Here is a 25590-nt window from a genome sequence, read left to right as displayed (position 1 = left end):
GTCGCCTCAGCGGCTCATGAATTCGGGAGTCATCAGGATCAGCGCCACCAGGCTGCGCAGGCGCTCGTGGTTGTAGTGCCGCTTCAGGTCGCTGCCCTGCCACGTGTTGGTGTCGGTGATGACGTAGGTGTTCGGGTCGCCGTTCTGCGCCATGAACGCCACCAGCGCCTGCTTGCGCGCCGCTTCGGGCTGATAGCCGAGCAGGCGGGTGCACCACCACGTCACCAGCGTGTTCGCCGTCCAGTTGGCCACCGGCACGTTGGCGCGCGTGGTGTCCACGATGGGGTGCAGCGGCACGTCGCCATCCCTGCTTTCGGTCAGCCAGCCCAGCAGGCGCCATGTCATTGCGTAGGAATTGGAACCCGACCACGCCAGTCCGCTGTCGGGATAGCCGTTCGGCGCAGGCCAGTTGTACGGCGTGTGGCCGGTGAAGCCATACATCCACATGAAATCGCCGCTGCGGCCGTGGTCCAGCCGGATCGTCCAGTCGCCGCCCAAAGTGCGCATCGCCGCGACGGAAGCATCGAACGGGCGACGGTTCTTCTGGCCGAAGCTGTTGATGAAGTCGTCGGAATTCAGGATGTGCCGCAGCACGAGTTCGATCTGGTTCGGCGCGCGCCAGTTGGCGCGGAAGATCGCCGCTGCGCTGTCGATCAACGCCTGCTTCGGTGTGTCGCTGATGAAGCGGCGGATCAGCTTCTTGCAGATGAACTTGGCCACGCGCGGGTGGCTGGCCAGCCGGTCCAGCACGTCGCGGCCGTCCTTCAGCGCGGGCTGCTCGGGATAGATCAGCATGCCCAGCAGGAATTTCGGGCCGGCGTCGTGCCACGACTGCCGGTAGACGAAGGTGCCGTCGTTCTCGGTGGGGAACTGCCAGTGCCCGTTCTTCGCCGACCAGCCGGTGAACGCGGCCGAGGTTTCGTACACGTCGATGTCGGTGTAGCCGATCGGGTAGGCCGGGTCTTCGGGGCAGGGCGGCACCTGGAAGGGATCCATGAAGCCCAGGTAGTTCTCCGCGCCGAAGGTGTGCAGTTCCAGCAGTTCGCGGGCGAAGTTCTCGTTCGGGCCCGAACGGGAATTGCTGATGTTGTCCAGGTAGTAGAGCATCGCCGTGCTCTGGGCGACGGCTTCCAGCATCGTGCGGAAGTTGCCCTTGGCGTTGGCGCGGATCACGTCGCGGTCGTAGTGCACGAACACCGGACCGGTGCTGAAGTCGTTGCCCAGCACGTTGAAGTGGTCGTGCCAGAAGTTGACCAGCACCTCGCGCAGCTGCCGGCGCGAATACACCGCGCGCACGAAGGCGGCGCGCTGCACTTCGTTGGCCGGGCGGATGCGGATGCTGTACTCCGGGTCCGTCACCACGTGGTCGGCCCACAGCTGGGCCAGCGACTTGTTCAACGTGGTGTAGCCGGCGGCGGTAAGGCGGTTGGTGACGGCGCTGTCGTCGATGGCGTCCCAGTTGAGCTGCCAGTCCACGTAGTTCGCCAGCCGCTGGCGGTCGGTGCTGCCCAGCGCGCTGAACTCGGCAATGGTGGTGGCGGTGGCGCCGTAGCTGAGGTTGTTGAGCGCCTGCACGGCGAACGGCGGGCGCGCCATCGTCAGCAGGCTGGGGTTCGACTGCCCCATCATCACGCGGCCACCGCTGGGTGCGGCCACGGCTACCGCCTCCGCTGCGGGCGTGGTGTCCTTCGGACTGGCGCGTTCGCCGCCCTTCCAGCCGTACAGGCGGTTCAGGCGTTCACGGACCTGCACGCCGAGATCGGGCGTGGCAACGCGCGGTTTTGCCTGCACGCGGGCGTCGAGGCGCGCACGCGTGCCCGCGATCCTGCGTCGCCACTGGCCACGCGCGAACAGCCGACGCCACGGGACGGTGTAGTACGCCATGCGGATTTCCCTGCCTTCCCCGGAATGCGGGAAGTATTGGCCAAGCGCCGCGCGCCGTTTGCGACCGCGCGCACAGGCCGGTCACGCCGGACGGTGCGTCAGACCCAGCCGGTGGCGTAGAACACGCCGATGATCACGAACACCGCCGTGGTCTTGATCAGGGTGATGGCGAAGATGTCCTTGTAGGACTGCCGATGGCTGAGGCCGGTGACGGCCAGCAGGGTGATCACCGCACCATTGTGGGGAAGGGTGTCCATGCCACCCGAGGCCATCGAGGCCACGCGGTGCAGCACGTCCATCGGGATGCCCGCCGCGTTCGCATTGGCGATGAAGCTGTCGGCCATCGCTGCCAGTGCGATGCTCATGCCGCCGGACGCGGAGCCGGTGATGCCGGCCAGGGCGGTGACGGAAATCGCCTCGTTGACCAGCGGATTCGGAATGGCCTGCAGCGCGTTGGCGACCACCAGGAAGCCGGGCAGGGCGGCGATGACGGCGCCGAAACCGTATTCCGATGCGGTGTTCATCGAGGCCAGCAACGCACCGCCGATGGCGCTCTTCGTTCCCTCGGCGAAGCTGGCGAGCACCGGCTTCCACGCGAACACGATCACCGCGACGATGCCCACCAGCAGCGCGCCCTGCACGGCCCAGATGGCGGCGACCTTCGACACCTCCTGCACCACAGGCGCCGGGTTGCCGATCACGGCGGGCACGAAGGATTGGCTTTCGCCGTAGAAGCCGGGAATCCAGCGGGTGAACAGGAAGTTCGCCACCCCGACCAGCAGCAGCGGCAGGATGGCGATGAGCGGATGCGCCAGCCTGTCGCCCTTGAACGGTTCGGGCTCGTTGCGCAGTTCGTCGCTGCCCGCATAGCCCTCGCCGTTGCGCGCGGCGACGCGACGGCGCCACTCCAGATAGGTCATCCCGACGATCAGGATGAAGATGCCTCCGATCGTGCCCAGCACCGGAGCCGCCCAGCCGGTGGTGCCGAAGAACGAGCTGGGAATGATGTTCTGGATCTGCGGCGTGCCCGGGAGCGCATCCATGGTGAAGGTGAAGGCTCCCAGCGCGATGGTGCCCGGCACCAGCCGCTTGGGGATGTTGCTCTGGCGGAACAGTTCCGCCGCGAACGGATACACGGCGAACACCACCACGAACAGCGACACCCCGCCGTAGGTCAGCAGCGCGCACACCAGCACGATGGACAGCATCGCGCGCTGTGCGCCGACCACCTTGATCGTGGCGGCTACGATCGCCTTGGAGAAACCGGAGATCTCGATCAGCTTGCCGAACACCGCGCCGAGCAGGAACACCGGGAAGTACAGCTTCAGGAAGCCGACCATCTTGTCCATGAACAGGCCGGTGAACATCGGCGCGACCAGCGAGGGATCGGTCAGCAGCACCGCGCCCAGCGCCGCGATGGGCGCGAACAGGATGACGCTGTAGCCGCGGTAGGCCACGAACATCAGGAAGCACAGCGCGGCCAGCACGATCAGGAACGACATCCGGTACTCCTCGACATCTGCGACCCCTCGGCCAGCGCCGATTTCAAGTGCGGCGAGTATCCGCAGCCGCACGCCGGCCGGCCCACTGTACGAAGGTACGATGCCGCCCACGCGGCCGGCCCCCTAGTGTTCGTTTCAATCGGCGGCATCCGTCCGCCGCCAACGTCATACCCGGGAGGAGGGGAGACCCATGAAGCGCAAGCATCTGAGCCTGGCCATCGGCTGCGTCCTGTTGTCGTCCGTGCCGGTGGCATGGGCGCAGGACGCTGCGCCGACCGGCGCATCGCCAGCCACCAACGCCACCACGCTGGATACGGTCAAGGTCACCGCGCGCAAGCGCGAAGAGACCCTGCAGGACGTGCCGGTGGCCGTCACCGCATTCACGCCGGAAACGCTGGACAAGCTGAACATCAAGGACCTGGGCGACCTGGACGCACAGGTGCCGAACCTGACCGTGTACGCGGCGCGTGGCTCCACCAGCACCGTCACCGCCTACATCCGCGGCGTGGGCCAGGCCGATCCGCTGTGGGGCGTGGACCCGGGCGTGGGCATCTACCTGGATGATGTCTATATCGCCCGTCCTCAGGGCGCGCTGCTGGACGTGTTCGACGTGGAGCGCATCGAGGTGCTGCGCGGCCCGCAGGGCACGCTGTACGGCAAGAACACTATCGGCGGCGCGATCAAGTACATCTCGCGCGGCCTGCCGCAGGAAACCACGGGCTTCGCCTCGGTCACCGTGGGCAACTACAACCAGCTGGACGTGAAGGCGGCGCTGGGCGGCGAGATCGGCGGCAAGGACAGCGGCCTGCGCGGCCGCGTGTCGGTGGCCAGCATGAACCGCGACGGCTTCGGCGAGAACAAGCTCAACGGCCAGCAGGTCAGCGACAAGGAGATCAATGCGGCCCGCATGCAGCTGGGTGCGTACTCGCAGGACGATTTCGACGTGCAGTTCGCCTTCGACTACTTGAAAGACCAGTCCGGCGTGCGCGGTGGCAAGCTGTTGTCGGTCAACACCAGTCCGACGGCGAACTTCCTGTTCCCGGGGCTGTCGACCTATACGCCGATGGACAGCCGCTACGACATCTACAGCGCGATGCCCAACGTCAACGACACCGAGATGAAGGGGCTGTCGGCGACCGTGAACTGGCGCCCCAACGATGACTGGGCGTTCAAGTACATCGTCGCCAAGCGGGAGTCGGATACCGAGACCAACATCGATTTCGACATGACGCCGTTCCCGGTCGCGGACGTGAAGGCGTTCTACAGCGACAGCCAGGTGACCAACGAAGTGCAGGTCAACTACGATGGCGGCGGTCGCGCGCGTGGCGTGGTCGGCATCTACCATTTCGATGGCGATGCCGGCGGGCAGGTGCTGAACAACTTCTTCGGCCTGAGCTTCGGCGATACCCAGGGCGTGGTGAACACCAGCAGCTTCTCGGTCTATACCGACTGGACGTTCGACCTGACCGATCGCCTGAAGCTGGACGTCGGCGCCCGCTATACCGACGAGGACAAGCATGCGGTGGCCTACAACATTGGCTACACCGATGCGACGTTCACCACGCCGAACGGCGTCGTCGCGGCGAACTTCGACAAGACCATCAACTTCAAGAACGTCTCGCCGAAGGTCTCGCTGGACTACCAGATCACGCCCGACATCATGGTCTACGGCCTGGCCTCGCGCGGCTTCAAGTCCGGCGGCTACAACATCCGCGCCAACACCACGGCGGTGCCGCGTTCGGGCGAGCCGTTCGACGACGAGTCGGTCGACAGCTTCGAGATCGGCAGCAAGATGTCGTTCCTCGACCAGCGCATGTTCCTGAACCTGTCGGCGTTCCACAACAAGTACGAGGACATCCAGTTGTCGGTGTTCACGCAGTACATCGACGGCAACGGAAACCCGCAGTTCTTCGGCGACTTCACCAACGCCGGCAAGGGCACCGTCAACGGCGCGGAAGTCGAATACCAGTTCCTGCCGACGGCGAACTGGCTGATCAGCGGCAACCTGGCCTGGCTGGATGCCAAGTACGACGAGTTCATCACCGGCGGGGTCAATGTCGCCGACAGCCAGCACTTCACCAATGCCCCGGAATTCTCCGGCGCACTCAACGTGGAGTACCGCACGGACCTCGCCAATGGCGGCAATCTCTCGGCGCGGGTGACGTACTCGTACCAGTCCGAGGTCTATCCCACCACCGACCTGAGCGAGGCGATCAAGCAGCCCGGCTACGGCCTGCTCGGTGCCGGCGTGGTCTGGCGCGCGAACGACGCATGGTCGTTCTCGCTGCAGGGGACCAACCTCACCGACGAGGAATACCGCACCACCGGTTACAACCTGCAGGCGGCGCTGGGCGTGCTGTCCGGCTTCTACGGCCCGCCGCGCCAGTACAGCCTGACCGCGCGCTACGATTTCTGAGCACGCGCAGGGCGACGATGCGGGAACGGCAACGGCGGGCGAAAGCCCGCCGTTGCTGCGTTATGCTCCCGCGCATGCCATCCCGTCCTGTCGCGTGCGCTGCGCGCATCGCCGAATCCGCCATGCGCCTCGCACGGCCCGGCTGCGACACTGCGTCGAACGTCGCGGTGGGACCGATGTGCTGGTTCGCGCATCGGGGGGTCGTGCGCATGGCGCACGCTACCGTGGGTCCGGTTTTCGCTGTGGGTCTCGCGTCCGGGAGCATCGCCGACGAGGTAGCGTGCGCCGTGCGCACGACAACGGAACCCTTCATGCGTCACCTGGGTGTGAGCCGTGATGCGGCGTTGGATGTCACGGGGCTGTCTTCAGGTGGAGTCTGGCATTGCGCGGTCGTGCGCGCAGCGCACGCTACGTGGGGGGCTGCATGCTGAGCGTCGGCATGGTGGTGTTCGCCGGCCTGCTGTGGCTGGGCGTGCTGTTCGGATCAGCGCTGTACGCCGAGCGGCACCCGCGCGTGCTGGCGGTGCAGTGGCCGTACATCTACGCGCTGTCGCTGGCGGTGTACTGCACCTCGTGGACGTTCTTCGGCACGGTGACCCAGGCGGCGCGCTACGGTTGGCCGCTGCCGCCCACGTTCGTCGGCACCATCCTGCTGTACCTGTTCGGCGCGTTCCTGCTGGTGCGGCTGGTGCGGATGGCGCGCGAGTCGAATGCCACGTCGCTGGCCGACCTGATCGCCACGCGGCTGGGCAAGGACGGCTGGCTCGCGGCCACGGTGACGCTGGTCGCGGCGCTGGGCCTGATTCCGTACATCGCGTTGCAGCTGAAGGCCGTGGCGATGAGCTTCGCGCTGCTGACACGCTCACCCGGCAATGACGCGCTGCCGGCCTGGCAGGACAGCGCGCTGTACGTCGCGCTGGCGATGGCCGTGTTCGCGATGCTGTTCGGCACGCGCCGCGCGAGCGCGGTGGAGCACAACCGCGGCCTGATCCTGGCGATGGCGTTCGAGTCGCTGTTCAAGCTGGCGGCGATGCTGGCGTTGGGATTGTTCGTGTGGTTCGGTCTGCCGGACCTGGAAGTGCCGCCGCCTGCACCTGCGCCTGCTTCCACCACGTATGGTTTCCTGCCGCTGGTGGCGCTGGGCGTGCTGGCGATGTTCACCCTGCCGCACCAGGTACACGTGGGCGTGGTGGAATGCCGGGACGAGCGCCATGTGCGTACCGCGCGCTGGCTGTTCCCGCTGTACATGGTGCTGATGGCGGCACCGCTGCTGCCGTTGGCGCGCGCGGGCGGCGCGATGTTCGGCGATGCGGTGCCCTCCGACCTCTACGTGCTGGCGCTGCCGTTGTCGCAGGGGCACCAGGGCCTGGCGTTGCTCGCGTTCCTCGGCGGCCTGAGTGCGGCCACCGGCATGGTGGTGGTCAGCACGCTGACGCTCAGCCTGATGATCGGCAATCACTGGCTGGCGCCGGGCCTGTTGCGGGGGGGCTGGGTACGCGGTACCGGACGCGACCTGCGCGGGGCCGTGCTGACGCAACGTCGCGTGGGGATCGTGGCGGTGATGCTGCTGGCGTGGGCGTACAGCCGCCTGATCGCCGGCAATGATGCGCTGGCCGACGTGGGCGCAGTGTCGTTCTCCGCATTGGCCACGCTGGCGCCAGCGCTGGCGTTCGCCATCTGGCGTCCGCAGACATCGCCGCGGGCCGTCATCGCCGGCATCGTGGCCGGGTTCCTGGTGTGGGCATGGCTGTTGCTGCTGCCGGTGGCGATGGATGCACGCGGCGTTTCGCCGGCATGGCTGCAGACGGGGCCATTCGGTCTGGCCGGCCTGTCACCGGACGGCTTTTTCGGCCTGACCGGATGGAGCCGCCTGGGTCGCGCCGTCGGTGTCAGCCTGTTCGTGGGCACCGTGGTCACGTTGCTGGTGGCGAGCTGGCGCGGTGCGGCGCCGCGCCGCGCCGACAGCCGGGGCTTCGATGCGAAGACGCTGCGCGATGCCGGCCGTCGCTTCCTGCCGCGCGAGCGCGTGGAGGAACTGTTGGCCGACGCGCCGCGCAACGGACCGGTGCCGGCGATCATCGAAGCCCGGCTCGAGCGCGAACTGTCGGCGGTGCTGGGTTCTGCGTCCGCGCGGCTCCTGCTGGACGCGGCGCGTCGCGAAACCGGCGACCTGGAGACGGTGGCCGCCATCGTGGGCGAAGCATCGCAGGACCTGCGCTTCAACCAGCAGGTGCTGGAGGCCGCGTTGCAGAACATGAGCCAGGGCATCAGCGTGATCGACCGCGATCAGCGGCTGGTGGCGTGGAACCGGCGCTATGCGCAGATGTTCGGCTTTCCCTCCGATCTGCTGCAGGTCGGGCGTCCCATCGCCGACCTGACCCGCTGGGCGTTGCAGCGCATGCCGCAGCGCGGACACGACGAACGTGCGCTGGAGCGGCGCCTGGCCTTCATGCGTGCCGGCACGCCGCACCTGACCGAGCGCGTGTTCCCGGATGGCAGCATCGTGGAGGTGCGCGGCAATCCCATGCCGGGCGGCGGCTTCGTGGCCACCTACACCGACGTCACCGCATCACGCCAGGCCGAGCGCGAACTCAAGCAGGCCAACGAGACGCTGGAGCAGCGCGTGGTCGAACGCACCGCGTTGCTGGAAACCGCCAAGCGCGAAGCCGAACACGCGAACGACGCGAAGAGCCGCTTCCTGACCGCGATCGGTCACGACCTGCTGCAGCCGCTGCACGCGGCGCAGCTGTTCACCGACGCGCTGTCGCAGCAGCTGCCGGAGGCGCGGCAGCGCGAGACGGCGCTGCAGGTGCGCGGGGCGCTGGATTCCACCACCGATCTGCTGACCGGCCTGCTGGACATGTCGCGGCTGGAAGCCGGTGGCCTGCTGCCCGAGCCGCGCGACCTGCCGTTGATGGAAGTGCTGGAGCCGCTGGCCTCCGAGTTCCGCGTACTCGCGCTTGAGCGAGGACTGTCGTTCGACATCGTGCCCACGCGTGCCTGGGTGCATACCGATCCGCAACTGCTGCGCCGGATCCTGCAGAACTTCCTGGCCAATGCCGTGCGCTACACCGCGCGCGGTGGCGTACTGCTCGGCGCGCGCTGGCGCCATGCGCGCGTGCGCATCGAAGTGTGGGACACGGGGCCAGGCATCGCCGAGTCCGAGCAGCGCCGGATCTTCGAGGAATTCCGGCGCGGCGACGATGTGCCGGGACAGGGCCTGGGCCTGGGCCTGTCGATCGCGGACCGTATCGCCGTGCTGCTCGACGCTCCGCTGTCGCTGCGCAGCCGGGTAGGGCACGGCGCCGTTTTCGCGGTGGATCTGGTGCGCGTGGCGGCCCCTGCGGCGATCCCTTCCCTGGCCGGCAAGCCCGGCCTGGCCGGTCGCCATGTGCTGGCGGTCGACAACGATCCCGAAGCGCTGGCTGCCCTGCGCCAGGTGCTGGAAGGCTGGGGATGCAGTGTGGCGACCGCCAGCGATGGCGCGGCGGCCGATGCCGCTTTGCGCGAGCGGGATGCGGACCTCTGGTTGTTCGACTACCACCTGGATGCCGGCGACACCGGCGTCGCGCTGGCCGAACGCCTGCGTGCCTCGCATGGTCAACGTCCGTGCCTGATCCTGAGTGCCGACCAGACCGATGCCGTGCGCCGTGCCGTCCGGGATGCGGAACTGCCGCTGCTGGCCAAGCCGGTGCGGCCGCTCGCATTGAAGTCGGTGCTCGACCGGCTGATGGCCGCGCGGGCGTCAGCCGCTGTGGCAGCGACGTAAGTCGCGAAATGGGGTTTGCTGGTGCGGCCATCGCGACTCGCGTCGCTCCCACGACAGCCAACGCTAGAATGCACGGCCATTGCACAGGAAACCGCGCATGCCCTACACCCCCATCGTCGCCACGCTCGGCTACGTGCTGTCGCCCGATCGTTCGCAGGTGTTGCTGATCCATCGCAATGCACGTCAGGACGACCAGCATCTGGGCAAGTACAACGGCCTGGGCGGCAAGATCGAACGGGACGAGGACGTGGTAGCCGGCATGCGCCGTGAGATCCACGAGGAAGCCGGCATCGATTGCGACGCGATGACCCTGCGCGGCACGATCAGCTGGCCGGGCTTCGGCAAGCACGGCGAGGACTGGCTGGGATTCGTCTTCGTCATCACCGCTTACAGCGGTACGCCATTCGAGCGCAATCCGGAAGGCACGCTGGAATGGGTGCCGGTGGAGAAGATCCTGGACCTGCCGCTGTGGGACGGCGACCGCCACTTCCTGCCGTTGGTGTTCGACGAGGACCCGCGCGGCTTCCACGGCGTCATGCCGTACCACGAGGGCCGCATGGTCTCGTGGGACTACTCGCGGATCTGAGCCTGCACGTGCGCATGCTTCTCCTGTAGGAGCGACGTAAGTCGCGACCGGAATCCAGCACAGCCAGCGCGCGTTGGATGAGCAGGGATCGCCACGAAGCAGCGTCCCCCTCGTCCGTGTCATCCGTCATCAAGGCTTCCCGTGTCCACGGTCGCGACTTACGTCGCTCCTACAGTGGGGCGGCGCCTGTGTTCCACGCTGATGCTTGTCCACACGGCATGTGGAGAGTGTTCGGGAAACCATGTGGATAACCGCGCCGGCGCCTTGTGCCGCAAGCCTGTCAAGATGGGTGGCGAATTTTTGACCAGGCCGTGACGGTACGGTGTCCGGGTTGTCCACACCCGGTGTGGATGGCCTGTCGATCAACATGTGGATAAGCGCCGGCGCGCGTTGTGGCGCAATGCTGTCAAGGTGTGTGGCGAAAAAATGACCGCAGCTCTTTGGAGGTCGCTGAATCTGCATGTTCCACGAGAAGGGTTCCGTCGTCCCAGCGAATGCTGGGACCCATGTTGCCTTTGCTGGGCGGTACTACGATCCCAGCGAAGCACCCGCAGGATCCAGATGGATCCCAGCTTCCGCTGGGATGACGAGCAGGGGGCAGGCTGGCTCCGTCGTCCCAGCGAATGCTGGGACCCATGTTGCCTTTGCTGGGCGGTACTACGATCCCGGCGAAGCATCTGCAGGATCCAGATGGATCCCAGCTTGCGCTGGGATGACGAGCAGAGGGCACGCAAGCCCGTCGTCCCAGCGAAGGCTGGGACCCATGTTGCTTGTGCTGGGCGGTACTACGCTCCAACGAAGCAGCTGCGGAATCCGGATGGATCCCGGCTTGCGCCAGGACGACGACGGGGAACCAGGAGGTATTGTCTCGGCGGATTACGGGATTACTCGATATGCCGCGCCGGATCCGTCAGCTCCAGTTCGCGCAGCACCACGCCCGCCTGGGTACGGTTGCGCACGCCCAGGCGGTCGAAGATGGCGGACAGGTGCGCCTTGACGGTGCGTTCCTGCACATCCAGGCGGTCTGCGATCTGCTTGTTCAACAAGCCCTGCGCCACCAGCGTCAGTACGCGGAACTGCTGCGGCGAGAGGCTGGCCAGTCGGCCAGCCAGTGCGGTGTCGTGTTCGGACGACTGTGCGCGCGCAACGGCGCCGCGCAGCGATGCGGGCAGCCACTGCTCGCAGGCCAGCACGCTGCGGATCGCATCGCGTAACTCATCCAGTCCGGAACTCTTCGGCAGGTAGCCGGCAGCACCGTGGTCCAGTGCCCGGCGCACCACGCGCGGATCATCGTTCGCCGACACCACCACGACGGCCACTGCGGGGAACTGCGCGCGGATCGCCGCAAGACCCGCCAAGCCATGGTTGCCGGGCATGTGCAGGTCCAGCAGCACCAGATCGATGTCGTCGTGCGCCTCCAGCGTGGCGATGACGCCATCCAGCGACTCGGCTTCGCGCACCGACAGCTGCGCCACGGCATCCGCTGCGGCACCGCGCAGGGCGGCACGGAACAGCGGGTGGTCGTCGGCGATCAGCAGGCTGGGCATACAGGCAGAAGTGAGCGGAGAGGGGTGGGAAGTGAGGGAGGCAAGGACGGAGAAGCGGCCTTTCGCTCACTCCTCACGCCTCTTCACTCGCAGCTCGCTTCATTGCACCGTCCAGCCGCCATCCACCACGATGGTCTGGCCGGTGATGTTGCGCGCGGCGGGCGAGGTGAGGAAGGCGGTGATGCCGGCCAGTTCGTCCAGGCCTATGAAGACGCCCTTCGGCATCGGCTTCAGCATCACCTGGCTGACCACGTCGGCCTCGGAAATGCCGCGCGTGCGCGCCTGGTCGGCGATCTGCTTGTCCACCAGCGGCGTCTTCACGTAGCTGGGGCAGACGGTGTTGATGGTGATGTCGGTGTCGGCGGTTTCCAGCGCCAGCACCTTGGAGAAGCCGACCAGGCCGTGCTTCGCCGCCACGTAGGCGCTCTTGTACGGGCTGGCCACCAGCGCGTGGATGCTGCCGATGTTGACGATGCGGCCGAAGCCACGCTCGCGCATGCCCGGCAGCACCGCGCGGGTCAGGCGGGCCACGCCCACCAGCATCACCTGCACCAGGAAGTCCCACTTCTCGATCGGGAAGTCCTCCAGCGGCGAGACATGCTGCAGGCCGGCGTTGTTCACCAGTACGTCGATGGGGCGCGAGATCGTGGCCAGCGCGGCATCGATGCTGTCCTGCGAGGTGACGTCCAGTGCCACGGCCTCCGCCGAACCGCCTTCGGTGCGGATCTGCGTCGCGACCGCTTCGGCCGCGTCGAGGTTGAGGTCGCTGACGATGACGTGGCGGCCGGCTTCGGCCAGTTGCGCGGCGATGCCGGCGCCGATGCCGCTGGCGGCACCGGTGATGAGGAGGGTGTGGGTGGGCTGCATGGGGGAACTCCTGCGTGTCACCGCTAGGGTATCAGGCAGGCGCGCACGGTTCGTGGTACCAAAGTACGATGACGGCGCTTCCCGCGGAGGGTAGTTTCGTGGCACTGACCGGAACCCTGGATGATTTCCACGCATGAACGCGAAGACGCGCATGTCCTGCGGCCTGTTGCTCGCTGCGGCACTGGCCGCCTGCAGCAGTACGCCGCCCAAGCCTGAAGCGGTGGCCCACATGATCCAGCCCCAGCGCGTCACCGAGCACCGTGGCGATGACGATCTGCTCACCGCGGGCCTGGGCCTGGACGGCCTGCGCGCGATGGCGGCGCCCGCGTTCGCTGATTCCGCCCATCCCACACCCGCCGAACTGCGCCGTCGCGCGATCTGGGGGAACTGGCGCGGCATCGCCGACCTCTCCCTGACGGGCGGCTACGGCCAGGCCTATGGCAGCGTGGCTGCGGTGCCTGGCCGCGAGTACTCGGCTCTGGCGAAAGTCCAGGGTGCCAGCCAGCCGCATCGCTTGCTGGTGCAGGTGCCGGACAACTTCGACGCCACCAAGCGCTGCGTCGTCGTCACCGCTTCGTCCGGGTCGCGCGGGGTCTATGGCGCCATCGCGGTAGCCGGACCGTGGGCATTGCCGAAGGGATGCGCCGTCGCTTACACCGACAAAGGGGCAGGCACGGATTACTTCGATCTCGACGAGCAGCGCGGCGCGCGGGAGGACGGCACCATTGGCGAACTTGGCGTCGATGCGCTGGCCTTCGTGCCGGACGCGCCGGTCGGCGCCAGCGGCGTGGCGGTGAAACACGCGCATTCCAAGGACAATCCCGAGGCGGACTGGGGTCGCCACGTGAAGCAGGCGGCGGAGTTCGCGCTGGCCGCGCTGGACCAGGCGTTCCCGCAGGCGGCGCCGTTCCGCTTCGACAACACCCGCGTGATCGCGGTCGGCATCTCCAACGGCGGCGGTGCCGTACTGCGTGCCAGCGAGGAAGAAGGCGGCTGGCTGGATGCCGTTGTCGCGGGTGAGCCGAACATCCTGGCGGCGGATGCGCCCGGTGCGCGGTCGCTGTACGACTACACGACGGAAGCCGCCCTGCTGATGCCGTGCGCGCTGCTGCACCTGCCCGCGGACACGCTGCCGCAGCCGCCGCTGCGCGCGCAGGTGGAACCGGTGTGGACCGCGCGTTGCGCCACGCTGAAATCAGCCGGGTTGGTCAGCGGCGCGGATGCGAAGGCGCAGGCGGCATCGGCGCATGCACAGCTGAAGGCGAGCGGCTGGAGCGATGCAGCGCTGGTATCCGGCGCGTTGAGTGTCGGCTTCGACCTGTGGCGCGCCGTGGCGGTGACATATGCCTCCGCCTATGGCCGCTATGGGGTCGGCGAGCATCCCTGCGGCTTCGCGTTTTCTGCGCAGAACCCGGACTTCAGTGCGCGCGCGGCCAGCGCCGCCGAGCGCGCCGCGTGGTGGTCCGACGGCAGTGGCATTCCGCCGGGAGCGGGCGTGGGCATCGTCGACACGAAGCTGGCGCCGCCGGACTTCACCCTGCCAGGCCTGCAATGCCTGCGTGCCCTGCAGACCGGCAGCAGCGATGATGCGCGTCGCGTGCAGGCCGGCATCGCGCAGACGGCCGCGCGCTTCCCGCGCACGCGGCGTCCGGTGGTGGTGATCCATGGACTGGACGACGGGCTGGTGCCGCCGGCGTTCTCCAGCGCGCCGTACGTGGAAGCCGCGCGCGCCGCCAATCCCGACGTGCGCTACTGGCAGGTGCGGCACGCGCAGCACTTCGACGGCTTCCTGGCGCTTCCGGCTTATGGCGCCCGCTACGTGCCCCTGCTGCCCTATGTCTACGCGGCGCTGGACCAGGTCAACGCCACGCTGGATGGAAGCCGGGAATTGCCGGCGAATGCGCTGATCAATGCCAATCCACGGGGCGCGGGCAGCGTCGAAGCCAGCCAGTTCGCGATTCCGCGGTAGGTATCGATAGCTGTGGGAGCGACGTAAGTCGCGATGGAACGGAGTCCGGACGACAGGAAGTGTCCGGAGTCCTTCAGCATCCCTGGATGTCGGACATCCTTTCGCGACTCACGTCGCTCCTACAGTAGAGAGGGTGAGCCGGCCCCCACGACGATTTCACCCGGTTCCGCTTACCCTGTAGGCCGTCCCTGGTCACGCCTGCCGCCATGTCCCGACATTTCTCGATGATCCGCGACTTCCAGCTGGCCGACTGGTTCACGCTGGGCAACGCCTTCTGCGGCACCGGCGCGGTGTTCGCATCGATGCGCTTCCTCCAGGAAGGCATCCTGCGCGACCTGATGATCGGCATGGCGCTGATCCCGCTGGCCTTCATTTTCGACGCCCTCGATGGCCGCGTGGCCCGCTGGCGCAAGCAGGCGTCGGTGCTGGGGCGCGAACTGGATTCGCTGGCCGATGTCATCTCCTTCGGCGTCGCACCGGCGGCGCTTGCCTACGCCTGCGGCATGCAGGGCGGCTGGGACTGGCTGGTGCTGTCGTACTTCGTCGCCTGCGGCGTCAGCCGGCTGGCGCGCTACAACGTCACCGCCGAAACGCTGGCCGAAGGCGGCGACAAGGTGAAGTTCTTCGAAGGCACACCCATCCCCACCAGCCTGGCGCTGGTCATCGTGCTGGCCATCGCCGCATACCTTGGACATGTCGGCCCGGCGCTGTGGCTGGGCGAGGTGAAGCTCGGTCCCTGGCTGTTGCACCCGCTGGTGCTGCTGTATGCGGTGTCCGGCACGCTGATGATCAGCAAGACGCTGCGCATTCCCAAGCCCTGAGAACCGTGAGGTGAGGGTGCGTCATGCACGCGTCGCCCGCCGCGGCTAGAATCGGTCGGGAAGGGAGGGCACATGACAAATTCCGTTCCACCGTGGCCGGGCGATTTCGAATCGGTGGCCAAGCAGTACTGGAGTCTGTGGGGTGACGCCCTGCGACAGACCGGCGCCACGCCCGCGATGTCCATGCCGGGCGCAGCGCCCGGCTGGCAGCAGACCGTGGACTGGTGGTCGAAGCTGGTGCCCGGCGGGCAACCGCAGGTGGATGAAGCCGTCGGCCGTTTCCAGCGTCAGGCCGGCCAGTGGTTTGGGCAGATGCAACAGGTCGCCGCGCAGTTCACCGGCCGCGACCACGATGCCGGCGACATCGGCCGCGCCTGGCGTTCGGCGCTCGGCATGGCCGACCCCACGCCGGCCCACAATCCGTTCGCCGACATCTTCCGCAGCATGCAGGGCGGTGCGCACGGCATGGACGGGTGGATGCAGCAGGTACGCCCCTGGCTGGAGAACCTGCAGCGGGATGGCGATCGCTGGATGCACCTGCCGACCTTCGGCCTGTCGCGCGAACACCAGGAACGCTGGCAGCACCTTGCGCAGGCGTACCAGGATTACCAGCGTCAGGTCGGCGAGTACGACACGCTGATGCTGCAGGTGGCGCAGGATGCCTTCGTGCGCTTCGAGCGCAAGCTGGAGGAGCATGCCGAACCCGGCCGCCAGTTGCAGAACGCCCGTGCCCTGTTCGACCTGTGGATCGATGCGGCCGAAGAGGCCTACGCGCAGGTCGCCATGTCCAGCGATTTCCGCCACGCCTATGGCGGACTGGCGAATGCACAGGCCCGGCTGCGTCTGGGCGTGCAGCGTGAAGTCGAACAGGCCTGCACGCTGTTCGGCATGCCGACGCGGACCGAAGTCGATTCCGCCCACCGCAAGGTCGTCGAACTGGAGCGCGCACTGCGCAAGTTGACCCGCGCTCAGGCGGCGCCCGTCCGCCGCGCACCGGCGCAGCGCGCCGCGGCGCCAGTGGACACGCCCACGGCCGCTGAAACACCTCAACCCGTCGTGTCGGCACCAGCGAGACCGAAAGCGGCGAAGAAGCGGACATCGGTCCGTCGCAAGCCGTCGCCGGCGCCGAAGGCTGCGCCCAAGAAGCGCGCCGCCGCCAAGAAGCAGGCACCCAGGAAACGTGTGCGACGGGCGGTGGCCGCCACAGCGCCGGTCGTGACGAAGAAAGAACGCCCGCCCGCGGCGACCAAGGCTGCCGCGCGCAAGCCGGCCAAGGCCAGGAAACACGTCGCCAAGGCGGCGAAAGCGCCTGTCCCCAAAGCGTCGAAGAAAGCTGCCGCGCCCGCTGCCAAGCCGGCATCGGTCGTGTCGATGAAGGACTGGGTGGCGCGCAACGCCACGCGAGGCGCAACGAGCGATACGCCCAAGGCCGGCAAAAAGGCGAAGCGGGGTAGCGGCAAATGAACGGACCGCTCAACTTCACTGCCGAAGCGCTGGCCCACGAGGCCACCACGCTGACGCAGAAACTCTCCGCCGGCCTGCACACGCTGCCGGAGGTGGAGGATGTCCACTATGGCGCCACCCAGAAGCAGGAAGTCTGGCGCGACGGCAAAGTGGTGCTGTACCGGTTCATGGGCGAGAAGGCACCCACCGCGAAGGTCCCGCTGCTGATCGTCTACGCGCTGGTCAACCGGCCCTACATGGTGGACCTGCAGCACGACCGCTCGCTGGTGAAGGGCCTGCTGGCGCAGGGCGAGGACGTCTACGTCATCGACTGGGGTTATCCGGACCGTTCGGACCGTTTCCTCGAACTGGACGACTACATCAACCGCTTCATCGACGGCGCAGTGGACCACCTGTGCGACAGCAGCGGTCGCGATGCGGTCAACGTGCTGGGCATCTGCCAGGGCGGCGCGTTCTCGCTCTGCTATGCCTCGCTGCACCCGGAGAAGGTCAAGAACCTCATCACCATGGTCACGCCGGTGGATTTCCACACGCCGGACAACATGCTGTCGCACTGGACGCGCGAGCTGGACGTGGACCTGTTCGTCGAGGCGCTAGGCAACGTGCCGGCCGACATGATGAACGCCTGCTACCTGATGCTGAAGCCGTTCCGGCTGAACCTGCAGAAATACGTCGGCCTGGTGGACATCCTCGACGACAAGCGCGCCATCGAGGACTTCCTGCGCATGGAGAAATGGATCTTCGACTCGCCTGACCTGGCGGGCGAGGCCTTCAAGCAGTTCATCAAGCAGTTCTACCAGCGCAACGGATTCATCAAGGGCGGCATCGAGATCGGTGGCGATGCGGTGGACCTGGGCTTCGTCGACATGCCCGTGCTGAACATCTACGCCGAACAGGACCACCTGGTGCCACCGGATGCCTCGCGCGCGCTGAAGGACGTCGTGGGTACGGCGGACTACACCGAGCTGAGCTTCAAGGGCGGACATATCGGCATCTACGTGTCCAGTCGCGCGCAACGCGAAGTGCCGACGGCCATCCACCACTGGTTGGGCCAGCGCGCGCGCTGACCACGCGCGCCGCGCCTTTCGTAGGAGCGACGTGAGTCGCGACCGCACGGCCCGATGCTCCAGCATCCCATCGTTCGCCTACCGGGCGCGTTGCGACGCGTTCACGATCGCGATACCCGGGATCCATCGCGGCGCGATCGCGACTCACGTCGCTCCTACGAAAGAAAACGGCACGCTTCCTTCACCTGTCTTGCGCCAGGGTAATCACATGCTGTCACGCCTCACCGTCGCCGCCTGTCTGCTCGCCTTCGTCGGGCCGGTGCTGTCCGCACCGTCGGCGACCGCTAAACGCGAGATCCAGGGTTTGATGGAAGCGCTGTCGGCGTCGTCGTGCGAGTTCCAGCGCAATGGGACCTGGCATGGCCGCGACGAGGCGCGCAAGCACCTGCAGCGCAAGTACGACTACCTGCTGAAGCGCGACCTGGCCGACACCGCCGAGCAGTTCATCGAACGCGCCGCCAGCAAGAGCAGCATGAGCGGGCGGCCCTACCAGGTGCGGTGCCCGGGGCAGCCGGCGCAACCGGCGGCGACATGGTTCAAGGCCAAGCTCGATGCGCTGCGTGGTTCAGGCGCACCCGGCGGCTGACGCGCTAGACTTGGCCACGGACAATCGTGGGGAGTTGCTGGCGATGAATGACACTGCTTCCAAACCGTTCGCACGTTCGCTGAACGACCGCATGATCGCGGGCGTGATGGGCGGCATCGCGCACCGTTACGGATGGAGCCCCACGCTGCTGCGGGTCATCTTCGTGATCGTGTCGATCGCGTCCGCGGCGTTTCCGGGCATCCTGGTCTACCTGATCCTCTGGCTGCTGATGCCCAACGAACAGGACTGACCCATGGCGCCGGCCGGGCTCTGGATCGCGCGCGTACTCGGCGTCGTGTGGGCGGTGCCCAATACGCTGGTCGGCCTGATGGCGGGTGTCGCCGGAATGGCGTTTGGCGCGCGCGCGGAATGGAGCCGGCGCGACTTCGCACTGGTGTTCCACCGCTGGCCGTGGGGACCTGGCGGCGCCATCACCTTCGGCAACAGCATCCTGCACACGGGCGACACGCTGGAGTCCGAGTGCATCACCTACGAGCACCGTGCCGGCCATCGGCAGCACCCGCCCATCCGCCTGGGCGACCATGAACGCGCGCACGTCTACCAGTACATGGTGCTGGGGCCGCTGTTCCTGCCGGTCTACCTGCTGTGCGGCGGTGTCAGCGTGCGCAATCCCTTCGAACGCGCCGCTGACCGTTACGCGTTGACCGGCAAGGGCTGGTGGCCCTCGGGTTCGCCCTAGGTCAGTGGTGCTTCGCGCGACCCGAGCCCGACTTCTTGCCGCCGCCATCCTGCTTGTTGACGGTGGCCCAGGCGATGCGTTCGGCATCTTCCTTTGAACGGCCGCGTTCGCGCTCGCTTTCCTCGATGTGTTCCGCCTGGCGTTTCTGTTTTCCGGTGTAAGCGGATTTGTCGCCGCGGGGCATGATGGCGCTCCGTTGTGGATGTGCCGCCAGCCTGCAATCCGCCGCGTAATCGCGGCATGACGGCGATGTCAACGGCATGCAAAAGCGTGGCGGATGTTCAGCGTTGCAGGCGCTCGAACGAGAACAGTGGCCATAGCGGATGCTTGCGCCGCTCGATCAGTGCGCGCAGCAAGCCGGCACCGAGCATGCTGTAGGTGATGCCATTGCCGCCGTACGCCATCGCAAAGTGCACGCGCGGCCCCCATTGCGCGTGCGGACCGAAGAAGGGCAGGCCATCGGCGGTCTCGGCGAACGTGCCGGCCCATGAGAAGGCCGGCGTGATCTCAAGCCCCGGGAACAGATCGTGCAGTCGCTTCAGCAGCGTCCGTGCCTTCTTGTGGACGCGGGCATCGCGTTTGGCCGGGATGTCCACGGCATCGTCTTCGCCGCCCAGCAGCAGGCGACCATCGGCGGTGCTGCGCGCATACAGGTAGGGGCGTGCGGTTTCCCACAGCAGTGTGTCGCGCAGAAAGCCGAGTTGCCCATCCGGCAATGGATCGCTGATGACGGCATAGCTGCTGCGATTGCGCGCCACGTTCTGCCGCAGCCAGTGCTGGCTGGCATAACCGGCGGCGACCACGAGATGCGAGGCGCGCACGCTGAATCCCGTTTCGGTGCGCAGCGTTGCGCCACGCGATGTCGCATGCAGGTCTGTCACGCGTGTGCGGTCGAACACCGCGCTGCCCTGGCGCTGCAGGCGCTGCAGCAGCCGGTGCGTCAGCCGGTACGGATCCACGCGTGCGGCATGGGCGCTGAGCAATGCGGCTTCCGCCTCGAAACCGTAGTCTTCGCGGACGCGATCCGCGGACAACAGCGTCACGTCCAGTTTGTGGCGCACGCGCAGGGCATGCTCTTCCTTCATCGGTCGGACATCGCGACGACGGCTGGCGTAGTACAGGCTCTTGTTGCGCGCGAACCCCACATCGCGCCACGGTGCAGCGACCTCCCGCAGCTGGTCGATGGCCCCGGCGCAGGCGAGGTAGGCGAGGGCGGCATCGTCTTCGCCATAGCGCTTGGCCAGGTCGACCATGTGGGTGTCGATTTCGTACTGCAGCAGCGCCGTGCTGGCGGCCGTGCTGCCCCAGCCGATGTCGCGCTGCTCGAGCACCGCGACATCGAAGCCATGTTGCGCGAGTTCATCTGCGATCAGCGCACCCGTGATGCCGCCACCCAGCACCGCGACATCGCAGCGATGGTCGGACGCCAGTGGCGGGAAGGCCTGCATCAGGCCATTGCTGACCGCCCAGAAGGGATACCCGCTCTTGAGATCCATGCACGTCCCGCGCCATCACGATGCCGCCATGCTGGCAGGGACGGCAGCAGGGCGGAGTGAAAGCGTTGTGCGGTCAGCGCGGCAGCGCGCCTTGCAGGAACAACTCCACCGATGCCAGCGCCTGGGCTTCCAGCGTGTCGACATCGGGCAATTGCGGGCTGCCGGCGGCCAGCCGGAAGATCTGGTCGCCGAACAGGCTCATGTAGAACTGCGCCGCCGCTGCCTTGGGCGATGCCAGTTGCATGCGTCCGGCGGCCACCTGCTGTTCGAAATAGTCCGCAAGCGTGGCGCGGATGGACGCCACCGCGTGGTCCAGGAACCAGTCGCGCAGGGCGGGGAAGGATTGCCCCTCGCCGATCACGATGCGGTAGACCACCTGCGAATCGGTACGCGCCATCACCTGCGCCATGCGGATCGCCACCCGGCGCAGCGCCTGTTCGGGCGGCAGCTCGGTCAGGTTGAGGTCGCTGAGCAGGTGGATATGCATGTCCAGCCGGCGCTCGAGGATCGCACTGGCCAAGCCCTCCTTGTCGCCGAAGATGCGGTACAGGGTGGCCAGCGAGCCACCGGCGCGGGCGACGATCTCGCTCAGTCGCGCATGCTGGTAACCCTTTTCGGCGAAGACGTCGGTAGCGGCGTCGAGGAACTTCTCCGCACGGATCTCACCACGGCGGCACAGGTCCACCTGCGGGCGCGGACGCAGCGGCGAAGCCGGCGAGGACGCATCGTTGAAAACGTTTTCCAGATATTCGGTAGAAATGCTCACGGGAACTCCCTGCGCACGTCCGGTTGCGACGATATCCGCAGCCTAGCAAAAAGGTCATGTGACTGTTGCAACGGCGTTACATCCGGAGGGCGACCCTGCGGGCGTCCGACCGGCGCGAAGCCTCGCGGCCTTGGCCTAGACTGCGTGTCGGGGCCCACGGGCCGACGGACGGGAGTGGACATGCGGCGGATATCGGGATGGGCGCTGGGCGTCCTGCTGTGCATTTGCGTGACGACGGAGACGGCGTGGGCGCAAACCTGGGTGATCGAGCGGGCGACGGTGGTCGCATCGCCCGACGCTGCACCGCTGGCCGACGCCGTGGTGGTGGTACGCGACGGCCGCATCGCGTCGGTCGGCTCCGGGAGCGAGGTGGAGGTGCCGGGCGATGCGCGGCGTATCGATGCGGCTGGCCGGGTGCTGGTCGCGGGCTTCTGGAATAGCCACGTCCACTTCCTCCTGCCCGGGCTGACGGAGGTGGCCGAGGCACCGGCCCCGGTGTTGGAGCTTGAAGTCCGTTCGCTGCTGTCGCGCTGGGGTTTCACCAGCGTGTTCGACCTGGGCGGCCTGCCGGGCAATGCGCGCCGCCTGCGCGCGCGCATCGAGGCGGGTGAACTGCGCGGCCCGCGCATCCTGACGGTGGATGCGCCTTTCTATCCTGCCGACGGCACGCCGCACTACGTCCGCGACGTGATGAAGCAGCACGGCGCCCCATCGGCCGAGGTCGCCACACCGGAGCAGGCGCGCGGGCGCGCTCGCGCGCAGCTGGAAGAGGGCGCTGACGGCGCCAAGCTGTTCATCGGTGCCCTGGTCGGCGGGCCCCAGGGTGTCGTGCACATGACGCCGGCGGTCGCAGGTGCCGTGGCCGAGACGGCGCATGCCGTGGGCCGTCCGGTGTTCGCTCATCCCAGTACGACGCAGGGGCTGGAGATCGCCCTGCAGGCGGGCGTGGACGTGTTGGCGCACAGCACGCCCATCGACGGTCCCTGGCCCGAGGACATGGCGGAACGGCTGGTGGCGGCCGATGTCGCACTGGTGCCATCGCTCAAACTGTTCGAAGTCGAGTTGCGCAAGGAAAGCCTGCCGCCGCCGGTCATCGAACGCTTCCTGGGCATCGGTCAGCAGCAACTGCGCGCGTTCCGCGAAGCGGGCGGGCAGGTGTTGTTCGGCACCGACGTGGGCTACATCACCGACAGCGATCCGCACCGCGAGTACGCGCTGATGGCCGGCGCCGGCATGGACTGGCGCGCGATCCTGACCAGCCTGACGACGGAGCCGGCACGCCGCTTCGGCCATGCCGCGCGCAGCGGCCGCATCGCGCCGGGCATGGATGCGGACCTGGTGCTGCTGGGGCACGACCCCGCCACCGATGTGCTGGCGCTGGCCGACGTGGTGTGGGTGATGCGCGCGGGCCAGATCCAGTACGAAGCCGCCGAGTAACCGCGCGCGGCTCAGAGGTACCGCGTGATCGCCGGCGCCTGCTGCCAGCTGTCGTGCGCCCCGTCCACGTAGGTGATGGGGGCGGCGTCCAGCTCCTCGGGCGTGGCGTCTTCCAGGCACCCCAGGTTGACGCCGTAGATCCGCTCGCCATCCGGCACGTTGTTGCCGATCCCGAACGGCCGCACGCCACAGGTACGGCAGAAGTGATGCGAGTTGCGCAATGAATTGAACCGGTATTCGACCAGCTCGCCTTCGCCGGCCAGCAGGCGGAAGGCGTCCGGCATCACGATGGCCGGCCAGAACCGGTTGCGCCGGCACACCGAGCAGTTGCAGCGGTAGGTGGGCAGGGTCAGATCGATGTCCGCCTCGAAGCGGACCGCGCCGCAATGGCAGCTTCCCCGATAGGTCTTCAGCATGCGGCCTCCCGTGCCGATATCGTTCCGGGGGCTGACGGGGTCGCCCCGCCGTGCCTGGCCGATGGGCGGGAGCATACCGGACCCCTCCACTCCCGGAGTCCCGCATGCTGCAGACCCTCGACGTTGCCGAGCTTCGGCCCGGCATGTACGTGCAGAAGCTGCTGGGGCCGTGGATGCAGCACCCGTTCTGGCGCACCTCGTTCGTGCTGGACGAGGCGCGCCTGGCGCAGCTGCAGGACAGCGGCGTGGAGCAGGTGGTGGTCGACCTGTCGCGCAGTCGGGGGGACGGAGAGGACGGAGGCGAGGAAGAGGCCGTTTCCTCACCCGTCGACGCCGCGCCCGTGGCCGAACCTGCGGAAGCGCGGCGACGCCTCATCGTGCCCGACAGCACGGTCAGCCTGGCCTCGGAGCTGGCCCGCGCACGCCGCATCTGCGATGAGGGTCGTGAAGCCGTGGAAGCCATGTTCCGCGAAGTGCGGCTGGGCAACGGCGTGGATGCCGGTCGCGTGCTGCCCCTGCTGGACGAGATCACCGGCTCCGTCGATCGCCACCCCACGGCGCTGGTCAGCGTGGCGCGGCTGAAAGACGCCGACAGCTACACCTACCTGCACTCGGTCGCCGTCGGCGCGCTGATGGCCATGCTGGCGCGGCAGCTGCAGTTGCCGGAGGAGCAGGTGCGCGATGCGGCGCTGGGCGGTCTGTTGCACGACATGGGCAAGGCCATGCTGCCGCAGGAGGTACTGAACAAGCCCGGCAAGCTGACCGATGAAGAGTTCGACATCGTCCGCCAGCACCCGGTCCATGGCGAACGCCTGCTGCGCGAGGGCGGCGTGACCCAGGAGGCGATCCTGCACATCGCCCGCCACCATCACGAGAAGATCAATGGCGCCGGCTATCCGCAGCGATTGTCCGGTGCGGAGCTGCCGCTGCTGACCCGCATGAGCGCCATCTGCGACGTCTACGACGCCATCACCTCCGACCGCCCGTACAAGGCCGGCTGGGATCCGGCAGAGTCGCTCCGCCGCATGGCCAGCTGGCAGGGCCACTTCGACGAGATGCTGATGAAGGCGTTCGTGCGCAGCATCGGCATCTATCCGATCGGCGCCCTGGTGCGGTTGTCCAGCGACCGCCTGGCAGTGGTGGTGGAACAGAGCCCGGCCACGCTGCTGGCGCCGCGCGTGCGCGTGTTCTATTCCGCCAAGTCGCGCACGCACCTGCTGAGGGTCGACGTGGACCTGGCCACCGCGGGTGAGCGCGAACGCATCGTCGGCGTGGAGTCGCCTGCCAAGTGGGGTTTTCGCGACCTGGAGAAACTCTGGCTGCCCTGAGCGCCTGTCGCTGTCGATCCCGGCCGCATCCGTTCGTCGCAAGGTCAGTTCCCATGCCCCAGGAGGCAGACCATGCGATTCCTTTCGATGATCCGGATCGACGAAACCACCCGCCAGCAGCCCAGCGAGCGGCTGATGACCGACATGATGGCGTTGATCGGCGAGATGTCCGCCGCAGGCATCCTGCTGGATACCGCAGGCCTGCTGCCCACCGCGCAAGGCGCCCGCGTCCGCTCGCGTTTCGGTGAGATCCGGGTCACCGACGGTCCGTTCACCGAGGCGAAGGAGGTCATCGGCGGCTATGCCATCCTGCGTGCCGGTTCACTGGACGAGGCCATCGCCCACACCCGCCGTTTCCTCGACGTGCATGGTGATGAATGGGACATCGAGTGCGAAGTGCGCCCCATCGAGGAACCGCCCGCCGACGCCCTCATCGCCAGCTGACCCGAGGAGAAACCCCATGCAGACCTACACCGGCAGTTGCCATTGCGGCGCCGTGCGCTTCGAGTGCGACCTCGACCTCGCCGCCGGCACGCGTCGCTGCAACTGCAGCTTCTGCCTGAAGACGCGCATGTGGAAGGTGTTCGCCCTCGGCGAGGGCTTCCGCCTGCTCCACGGCGCCGACGCCCTGTCGGATTACCAGGCCCACGCTTCCGAATGGCCCGCCGGCCATGTGCACCACTACTTCTGCCGCCATTGCGGCGTGCGCGGATTCAGCAAGGGATACCTGGAGATGGCGCCCTTCAACGGCTGGTTCCACGCCGTCAACGTCGCCACCCTGGAGGGGTTGGACGATGCACGGTTCGCCGCCATCCCGGTGCAGTACGAGGACGGTCGCCACGACGACTGGGACCATCCGCCGGCATCGCCGTCGTACCTGTAGGTGCCGGCCCAGTGTGGACTTCCGGCACGTGTACGGAGCGCGGACCTTCCCCATGATCGCTCTCCGTCGATGACGCGACCGAAGGC

The 25590-nt window shown here is 67.5% G+C and carries 22 protein-coding genes; 14 read left to right on the top strand and 8 right to left on the bottom strand.

Going from position 1 to position 25590, the window contains the following annotated elements; all coding sequences use genetic code 11:
- Window positions 1-6: 6 nt before the first annotated feature.
- The gene (locus tag OY559_RS12535) at window positions 7-1884 is read right to left on the bottom strand and encodes a DUF1800 domain-containing protein (protein ID WP_277726576.1); all 1878 of its coding nucleotides are present in this window, start codon (window positions 1882-1884) and stop codon (window positions 7-9) included.
- A gap of 98 nt (window positions 1885-1982) precedes the next feature.
- Window positions 1983-3386, bottom strand: coding sequence for a GntP family permease (locus OY559_RS12530; protein WP_277726575.1), 1404 nt, complete (start codon window positions 3384-3386; stop codon window positions 1983-1985).
- Window positions 3387-3576: 190 nt separating this feature from the next.
- Here OY559_RS12530 and OY559_RS12525 point away from each other — a divergent pair, with 190 nt between their 5' ends.
- From OY559_RS12525 to OY559_RS12515, 3 genes are all read left to right on the top strand, one after another.
- Window positions 3577-5802, top strand: a complete 2226-nt coding sequence (locus tag OY559_RS12525; RefSeq protein WP_277726574.1) for a TonB-dependent receptor — start codon at window positions 3577-3579, stop codon at window positions 5800-5802.
- A 424-nt stretch (window positions 5803-6226) separates the two neighbouring features.
- The gene (locus tag OY559_RS12520) at window positions 6227-9571 is read left to right on the top strand and encodes a hybrid sensor histidine kinase/response regulator (protein ID WP_277730000.1); all 3345 of its coding nucleotides are present in this window, start codon (window positions 6227-6229) and stop codon (window positions 9569-9571) included.
- Between the two features lie 97 nt (window positions 9572-9668).
- Complete coding sequence (locus OY559_RS12515) at window positions 9669-10157, top strand: NUDIX hydrolase (RefSeq protein WP_277726573.1); 489 nt, start codon at window positions 9669-9671, stop codon at window positions 10155-10157.
- 884 nt (window positions 10158-11041) lie between these two features.
- On the opposite strand, the gene OY559_RS12510 is transcribed toward OY559_RS12515, so the two are convergent.
- Window positions 11042-11704, bottom strand: coding sequence for a response regulator (locus OY559_RS12510; RefSeq protein ID WP_277726572.1), 663 nt, complete (start codon window positions 11702-11704; stop codon window positions 11042-11044).
- Between the two features lie 99 nt (window positions 11705-11803).
- Window positions 11804-12571 carry a 3-hydroxybutyrate dehydrogenase gene (locus OY559_RS12505; protein WP_277726571.1) on the bottom strand — a complete coding sequence of 256 codons (768 nt, stop codon included), beginning with the start codon at window positions 12569-12571 and terminating at the stop codon, window positions 11804-11806.
- Window positions 12572-12704: 133 nt separating this feature from the next.
- Here OY559_RS12505 and OY559_RS12500 point away from each other — a divergent pair, with 133 nt between their 5' ends.
- The 7 genes from OY559_RS12500 to OY559_RS12470 all read left to right on the top strand — a co-directional run bounded on the left by OY559_RS12500 (window position 12705) and on the right by OY559_RS12470 (window position 19178).
- Window positions 12705-14540 (top strand): 3-hydroxybutyrate oligomer hydrolase family protein, encoded by a 1836-nt coding sequence (locus tag OY559_RS12500; protein ID WP_277726570.1) that lies wholly within the window; start codon window positions 12705-12707, stop codon window positions 14538-14540.
- Between the two features lie 206 nt (window positions 14541-14746).
- On the top strand, window positions 14747-15361 hold the full coding sequence (locus OY559_RS12495; protein ID WP_185742028.1) for a CDP-alcohol phosphatidyltransferase family protein: 615 nt from the start codon (window positions 14747-14749) through the stop codon (window positions 15359-15361).
- 72 nt (window positions 15362-15433) lie between these two features.
- On the top strand, window positions 15434-16825 hold the full coding sequence (gene phaE, locus OY559_RS12490; protein WP_277726569.1) for a class III poly(R)-hydroxyalkanoic acid synthase subunit PhaE: 1392 nt from the start codon (window positions 15434-15436) through the stop codon (window positions 16823-16825).
- Window positions 16822-17892, top strand: coding sequence for a class III poly(R)-hydroxyalkanoic acid synthase subunit PhaC (locus OY559_RS12485; RefSeq protein ID WP_277726568.1), 1071 nt, complete (start codon window positions 16822-16824; stop codon window positions 17890-17892). The genes phaE and OY559_RS12485 overlap by 4 nt, the downstream gene beginning before the upstream one ends.
- Window positions 17893-18100: 208 nt before the next feature.
- Window positions 18101-18478: a YfeK family protein gene (locus tag OY559_RS12480; RefSeq protein ID WP_277726567.1), complete on the top strand. Its 378-nt coding sequence runs from the start codon at window positions 18101-18103 to the stop codon at window positions 18476-18478.
- A gap of 43 nt (window positions 18479-18521) precedes the next feature.
- A complete protein-coding gene (locus OY559_RS12475; protein ID WP_142124221.1) occupies window positions 18522-18728 on the top strand; it encodes a PspC domain-containing protein in 207 nt (68 codons plus the stop codon).
- A gap of 3 nt (window positions 18729-18731) precedes the next feature.
- A complete protein-coding gene (locus tag OY559_RS12470; protein WP_277726565.1) occupies window positions 18732-19178 on the top strand; it encodes a hypothetical protein in 447 nt (148 codons plus the stop codon).
- Window position 19179: 1 nt separating this feature from the next.
- Here the strand turns inward: OY559_RS12470 and OY559_RS12465 are convergent, their stop codons facing one another.
- The 3 genes from OY559_RS12465 to OY559_RS12455 all read right to left on the bottom strand — a co-directional run bounded on the left by OY559_RS12465 (window position 19180) and on the right by OY559_RS12455 (window position 21440).
- Complete coding sequence (locus OY559_RS12465; RefSeq protein WP_277730074.1) at window positions 19180-19362, bottom strand: hypothetical protein; 183 nt, start codon at window positions 19360-19362, stop codon at window positions 19180-19182.
- A 97-nt stretch (window positions 19363-19459) separates the two neighbouring features.
- A complete protein-coding gene (locus tag OY559_RS12460) occupies window positions 19460-20674 on the bottom strand; it encodes an NAD(P)/FAD-dependent oxidoreductase (protein WP_277726564.1) in 1215 nt (404 codons plus the stop codon).
- Between the two features lie 73 nt (window positions 20675-20747).
- Window positions 20748-21440, bottom strand: a complete 693-nt coding sequence (locus OY559_RS12455; RefSeq protein ID WP_277726563.1) for a TetR/AcrR family transcriptional regulator — start codon at window positions 21438-21440, stop codon at window positions 20748-20750.
- A gap of 180 nt (window positions 21441-21620) precedes the next feature.
- Between OY559_RS12455 and OY559_RS12450 the strand changes: the two genes are divergently transcribed.
- Window positions 21621-22877 (top strand): amidohydrolase family protein, encoded by a 1257-nt coding sequence (locus OY559_RS12450; RefSeq protein WP_277726562.1) that lies wholly within the window; start codon window positions 21621-21623, stop codon window positions 22875-22877.
- Window positions 22878-22888: 11 nt separating this feature from the next.
- Here OY559_RS12450 and OY559_RS12445 read toward each other — a convergent pair whose 3' ends face one another.
- Entirely contained in the window at window positions 22889-23293 is a 405-nt protein-coding gene (locus OY559_RS12445) for a GFA family protein (RefSeq protein WP_277726561.1), read from the bottom strand.
- Window positions 23294-23397: 104 nt separating this feature from the next.
- Here OY559_RS12445 and OY559_RS12440 point away from each other — a divergent pair, with 104 nt between their 5' ends.
- The 3 genes from OY559_RS12440 (at window position 23398) to OY559_RS12430 (ending at window position 25504) form a co-directional block, all read left to right on the top strand.
- Entirely contained in the window at window positions 23398-24621 is a 1224-nt protein-coding gene (locus OY559_RS12440) for a cyclic di-GMP phosphodiesterase (protein WP_277726560.1), read from the top strand.
- A 72-nt stretch (window positions 24622-24693) separates the two neighbouring features.
- On the top strand, window positions 24694-25065 hold the full coding sequence (locus tag OY559_RS12435) for a YciI family protein (RefSeq protein WP_277726559.1): 372 nt from the start codon (window positions 24694-24696) through the stop codon (window positions 25063-25065).
- A 16-nt stretch (window positions 25066-25081) separates the two neighbouring features.
- Window positions 25082-25504, top strand: a complete 423-nt coding sequence (locus OY559_RS12430; RefSeq protein ID WP_277726558.1) for a GFA family protein — start codon at window positions 25082-25084, stop codon at window positions 25502-25504.
- Window positions 25505-25590: the final 86 nt, after the last annotated feature.

Origin of the sequence: Pseudoxanthomonas sp. SE1, assembly GCF_029542205.1 — a bacterium.
GTDB lineage: Bacteria > Pseudomonadota > Gammaproteobacteria > Xanthomonadales > Xanthomonadaceae > Pseudoxanthomonas_A.
This window is presented reverse-complemented; position numbering and strand designations above follow the sequence as displayed.

Excerpts from the sequence above, each read along its gene's own strand:
- phaE (WP_277726569.1), top strand. The coding sequence starts at position 15,434 with ATGACAAATTCCGTTCCACCGTGGCCGGGCGATTTCGAATCGGTGGCC.
- OY559_RS12520 (WP_277730000.1), top strand. The coding sequence starts at position 6,227 with ATGCTGAGCGTCGGCATGGTGGTGTTCGCCGGCCTGCTGTGGCTGGGC.
- OY559_RS12495 (WP_185742028.1), top strand. The coding sequence starts at position 14,747 with ATGTCCCGACATTTCTCGATGATCCGCGACTTCCAGCTGGCCGACTGG.
- OY559_RS12430 (WP_277726558.1), top strand. The coding sequence starts at position 25,082 with ATGCAGACCTACACCGGCAGTTGCCATTGCGGCGCCGTGCGCTTCGAG.
- OY559_RS12450 (WP_277726562.1), top strand. The coding sequence starts at position 21,621 with ATGCGGCGGATATCGGGATGGGCGCTGGGCGTCCTGCTGTGCATTTGC.
- OY559_RS12505 (WP_277726571.1), bottom strand. The coding sequence starts at position 12,571 with ATGCAGCCCACCCACACCCTCCTCATCACCGGTGCCGCCAGCGGCATC.
- OY559_RS12440 (WP_277726560.1), top strand. The coding sequence starts at position 23,398 with ATGCTGCAGACCCTCGACGTTGCCGAGCTTCGGCCCGGCATGTACGTG.
- OY559_RS12470 (WP_277726565.1), top strand. The coding sequence starts at position 18,732 with ATGGCGCCGGCCGGGCTCTGGATCGCGCGCGTACTCGGCGTCGTGTGG.
- OY559_RS12465 (WP_277730074.1), bottom strand. The coding sequence starts at position 19,362 with ATGCCCCGCGGCGACAAATCCGCTTACACCGGAAAACAGAAACGCCAG.
- OY559_RS12475 (WP_142124221.1), top strand. The coding sequence starts at position 18,522 with ATGAATGACACTGCTTCCAAACCGTTCGCACGTTCGCTGAACGACCGC.
- OY559_RS12515 (WP_277726573.1), top strand. The coding sequence starts at position 9,669 with ATGCCCTACACCCCCATCGTCGCCACGCTCGGCTACGTGCTGTCGCCC.
- OY559_RS12480 (WP_277726567.1), top strand. The coding sequence starts at position 18,101 with ATGCTGTCACGCCTCACCGTCGCCGCCTGTCTGCTCGCCTTCGTCGGG.
- OY559_RS12485 (WP_277726568.1), top strand. The coding sequence starts at position 16,822 with ATGAACGGACCGCTCAACTTCACTGCCGAAGCGCTGGCCCACGAGGCC.
- OY559_RS12530 (WP_277726575.1), bottom strand. The coding sequence starts at position 3,386 with ATGTCGTTCCTGATCGTGCTGGCCGCGCTGTGCTTCCTGATGTTCGTG.
- OY559_RS12510 (WP_277726572.1), bottom strand. The coding sequence starts at position 11,704 with ATGCCCAGCCTGCTGATCGCCGACGACCACCCGCTGTTCCGTGCCGCC.
- OY559_RS12445 (WP_277726561.1), bottom strand. The coding sequence starts at position 23,293 with ATGCTGAAGACCTATCGGGGAAGCTGCCATTGCGGCGCGGTCCGCTTC.
- OY559_RS12525 (WP_277726574.1), top strand. The coding sequence starts at position 3,577 with ATGAAGCGCAAGCATCTGAGCCTGGCCATCGGCTGCGTCCTGTTGTCG.
- OY559_RS12500 (WP_277726570.1), top strand. The coding sequence starts at position 12,705 with ATGAACGCGAAGACGCGCATGTCCTGCGGCCTGTTGCTCGCTGCGGCA.
- OY559_RS12535 (WP_277726576.1), bottom strand. The coding sequence starts at position 1,884 with ATGGCGTACTACACCGTCCCGTGGCGTCGGCTGTTCGCGCGTGGCCAG.
- OY559_RS12460 (WP_277726564.1), bottom strand. The coding sequence starts at position 20,674 with ATGGATCTCAAGAGCGGGTATCCCTTCTGGGCGGTCAGCAATGGCCTG.
- OY559_RS12435 (WP_277726559.1), top strand. The coding sequence starts at position 24,694 with ATGCGATTCCTTTCGATGATCCGGATCGACGAAACCACCCGCCAGCAG.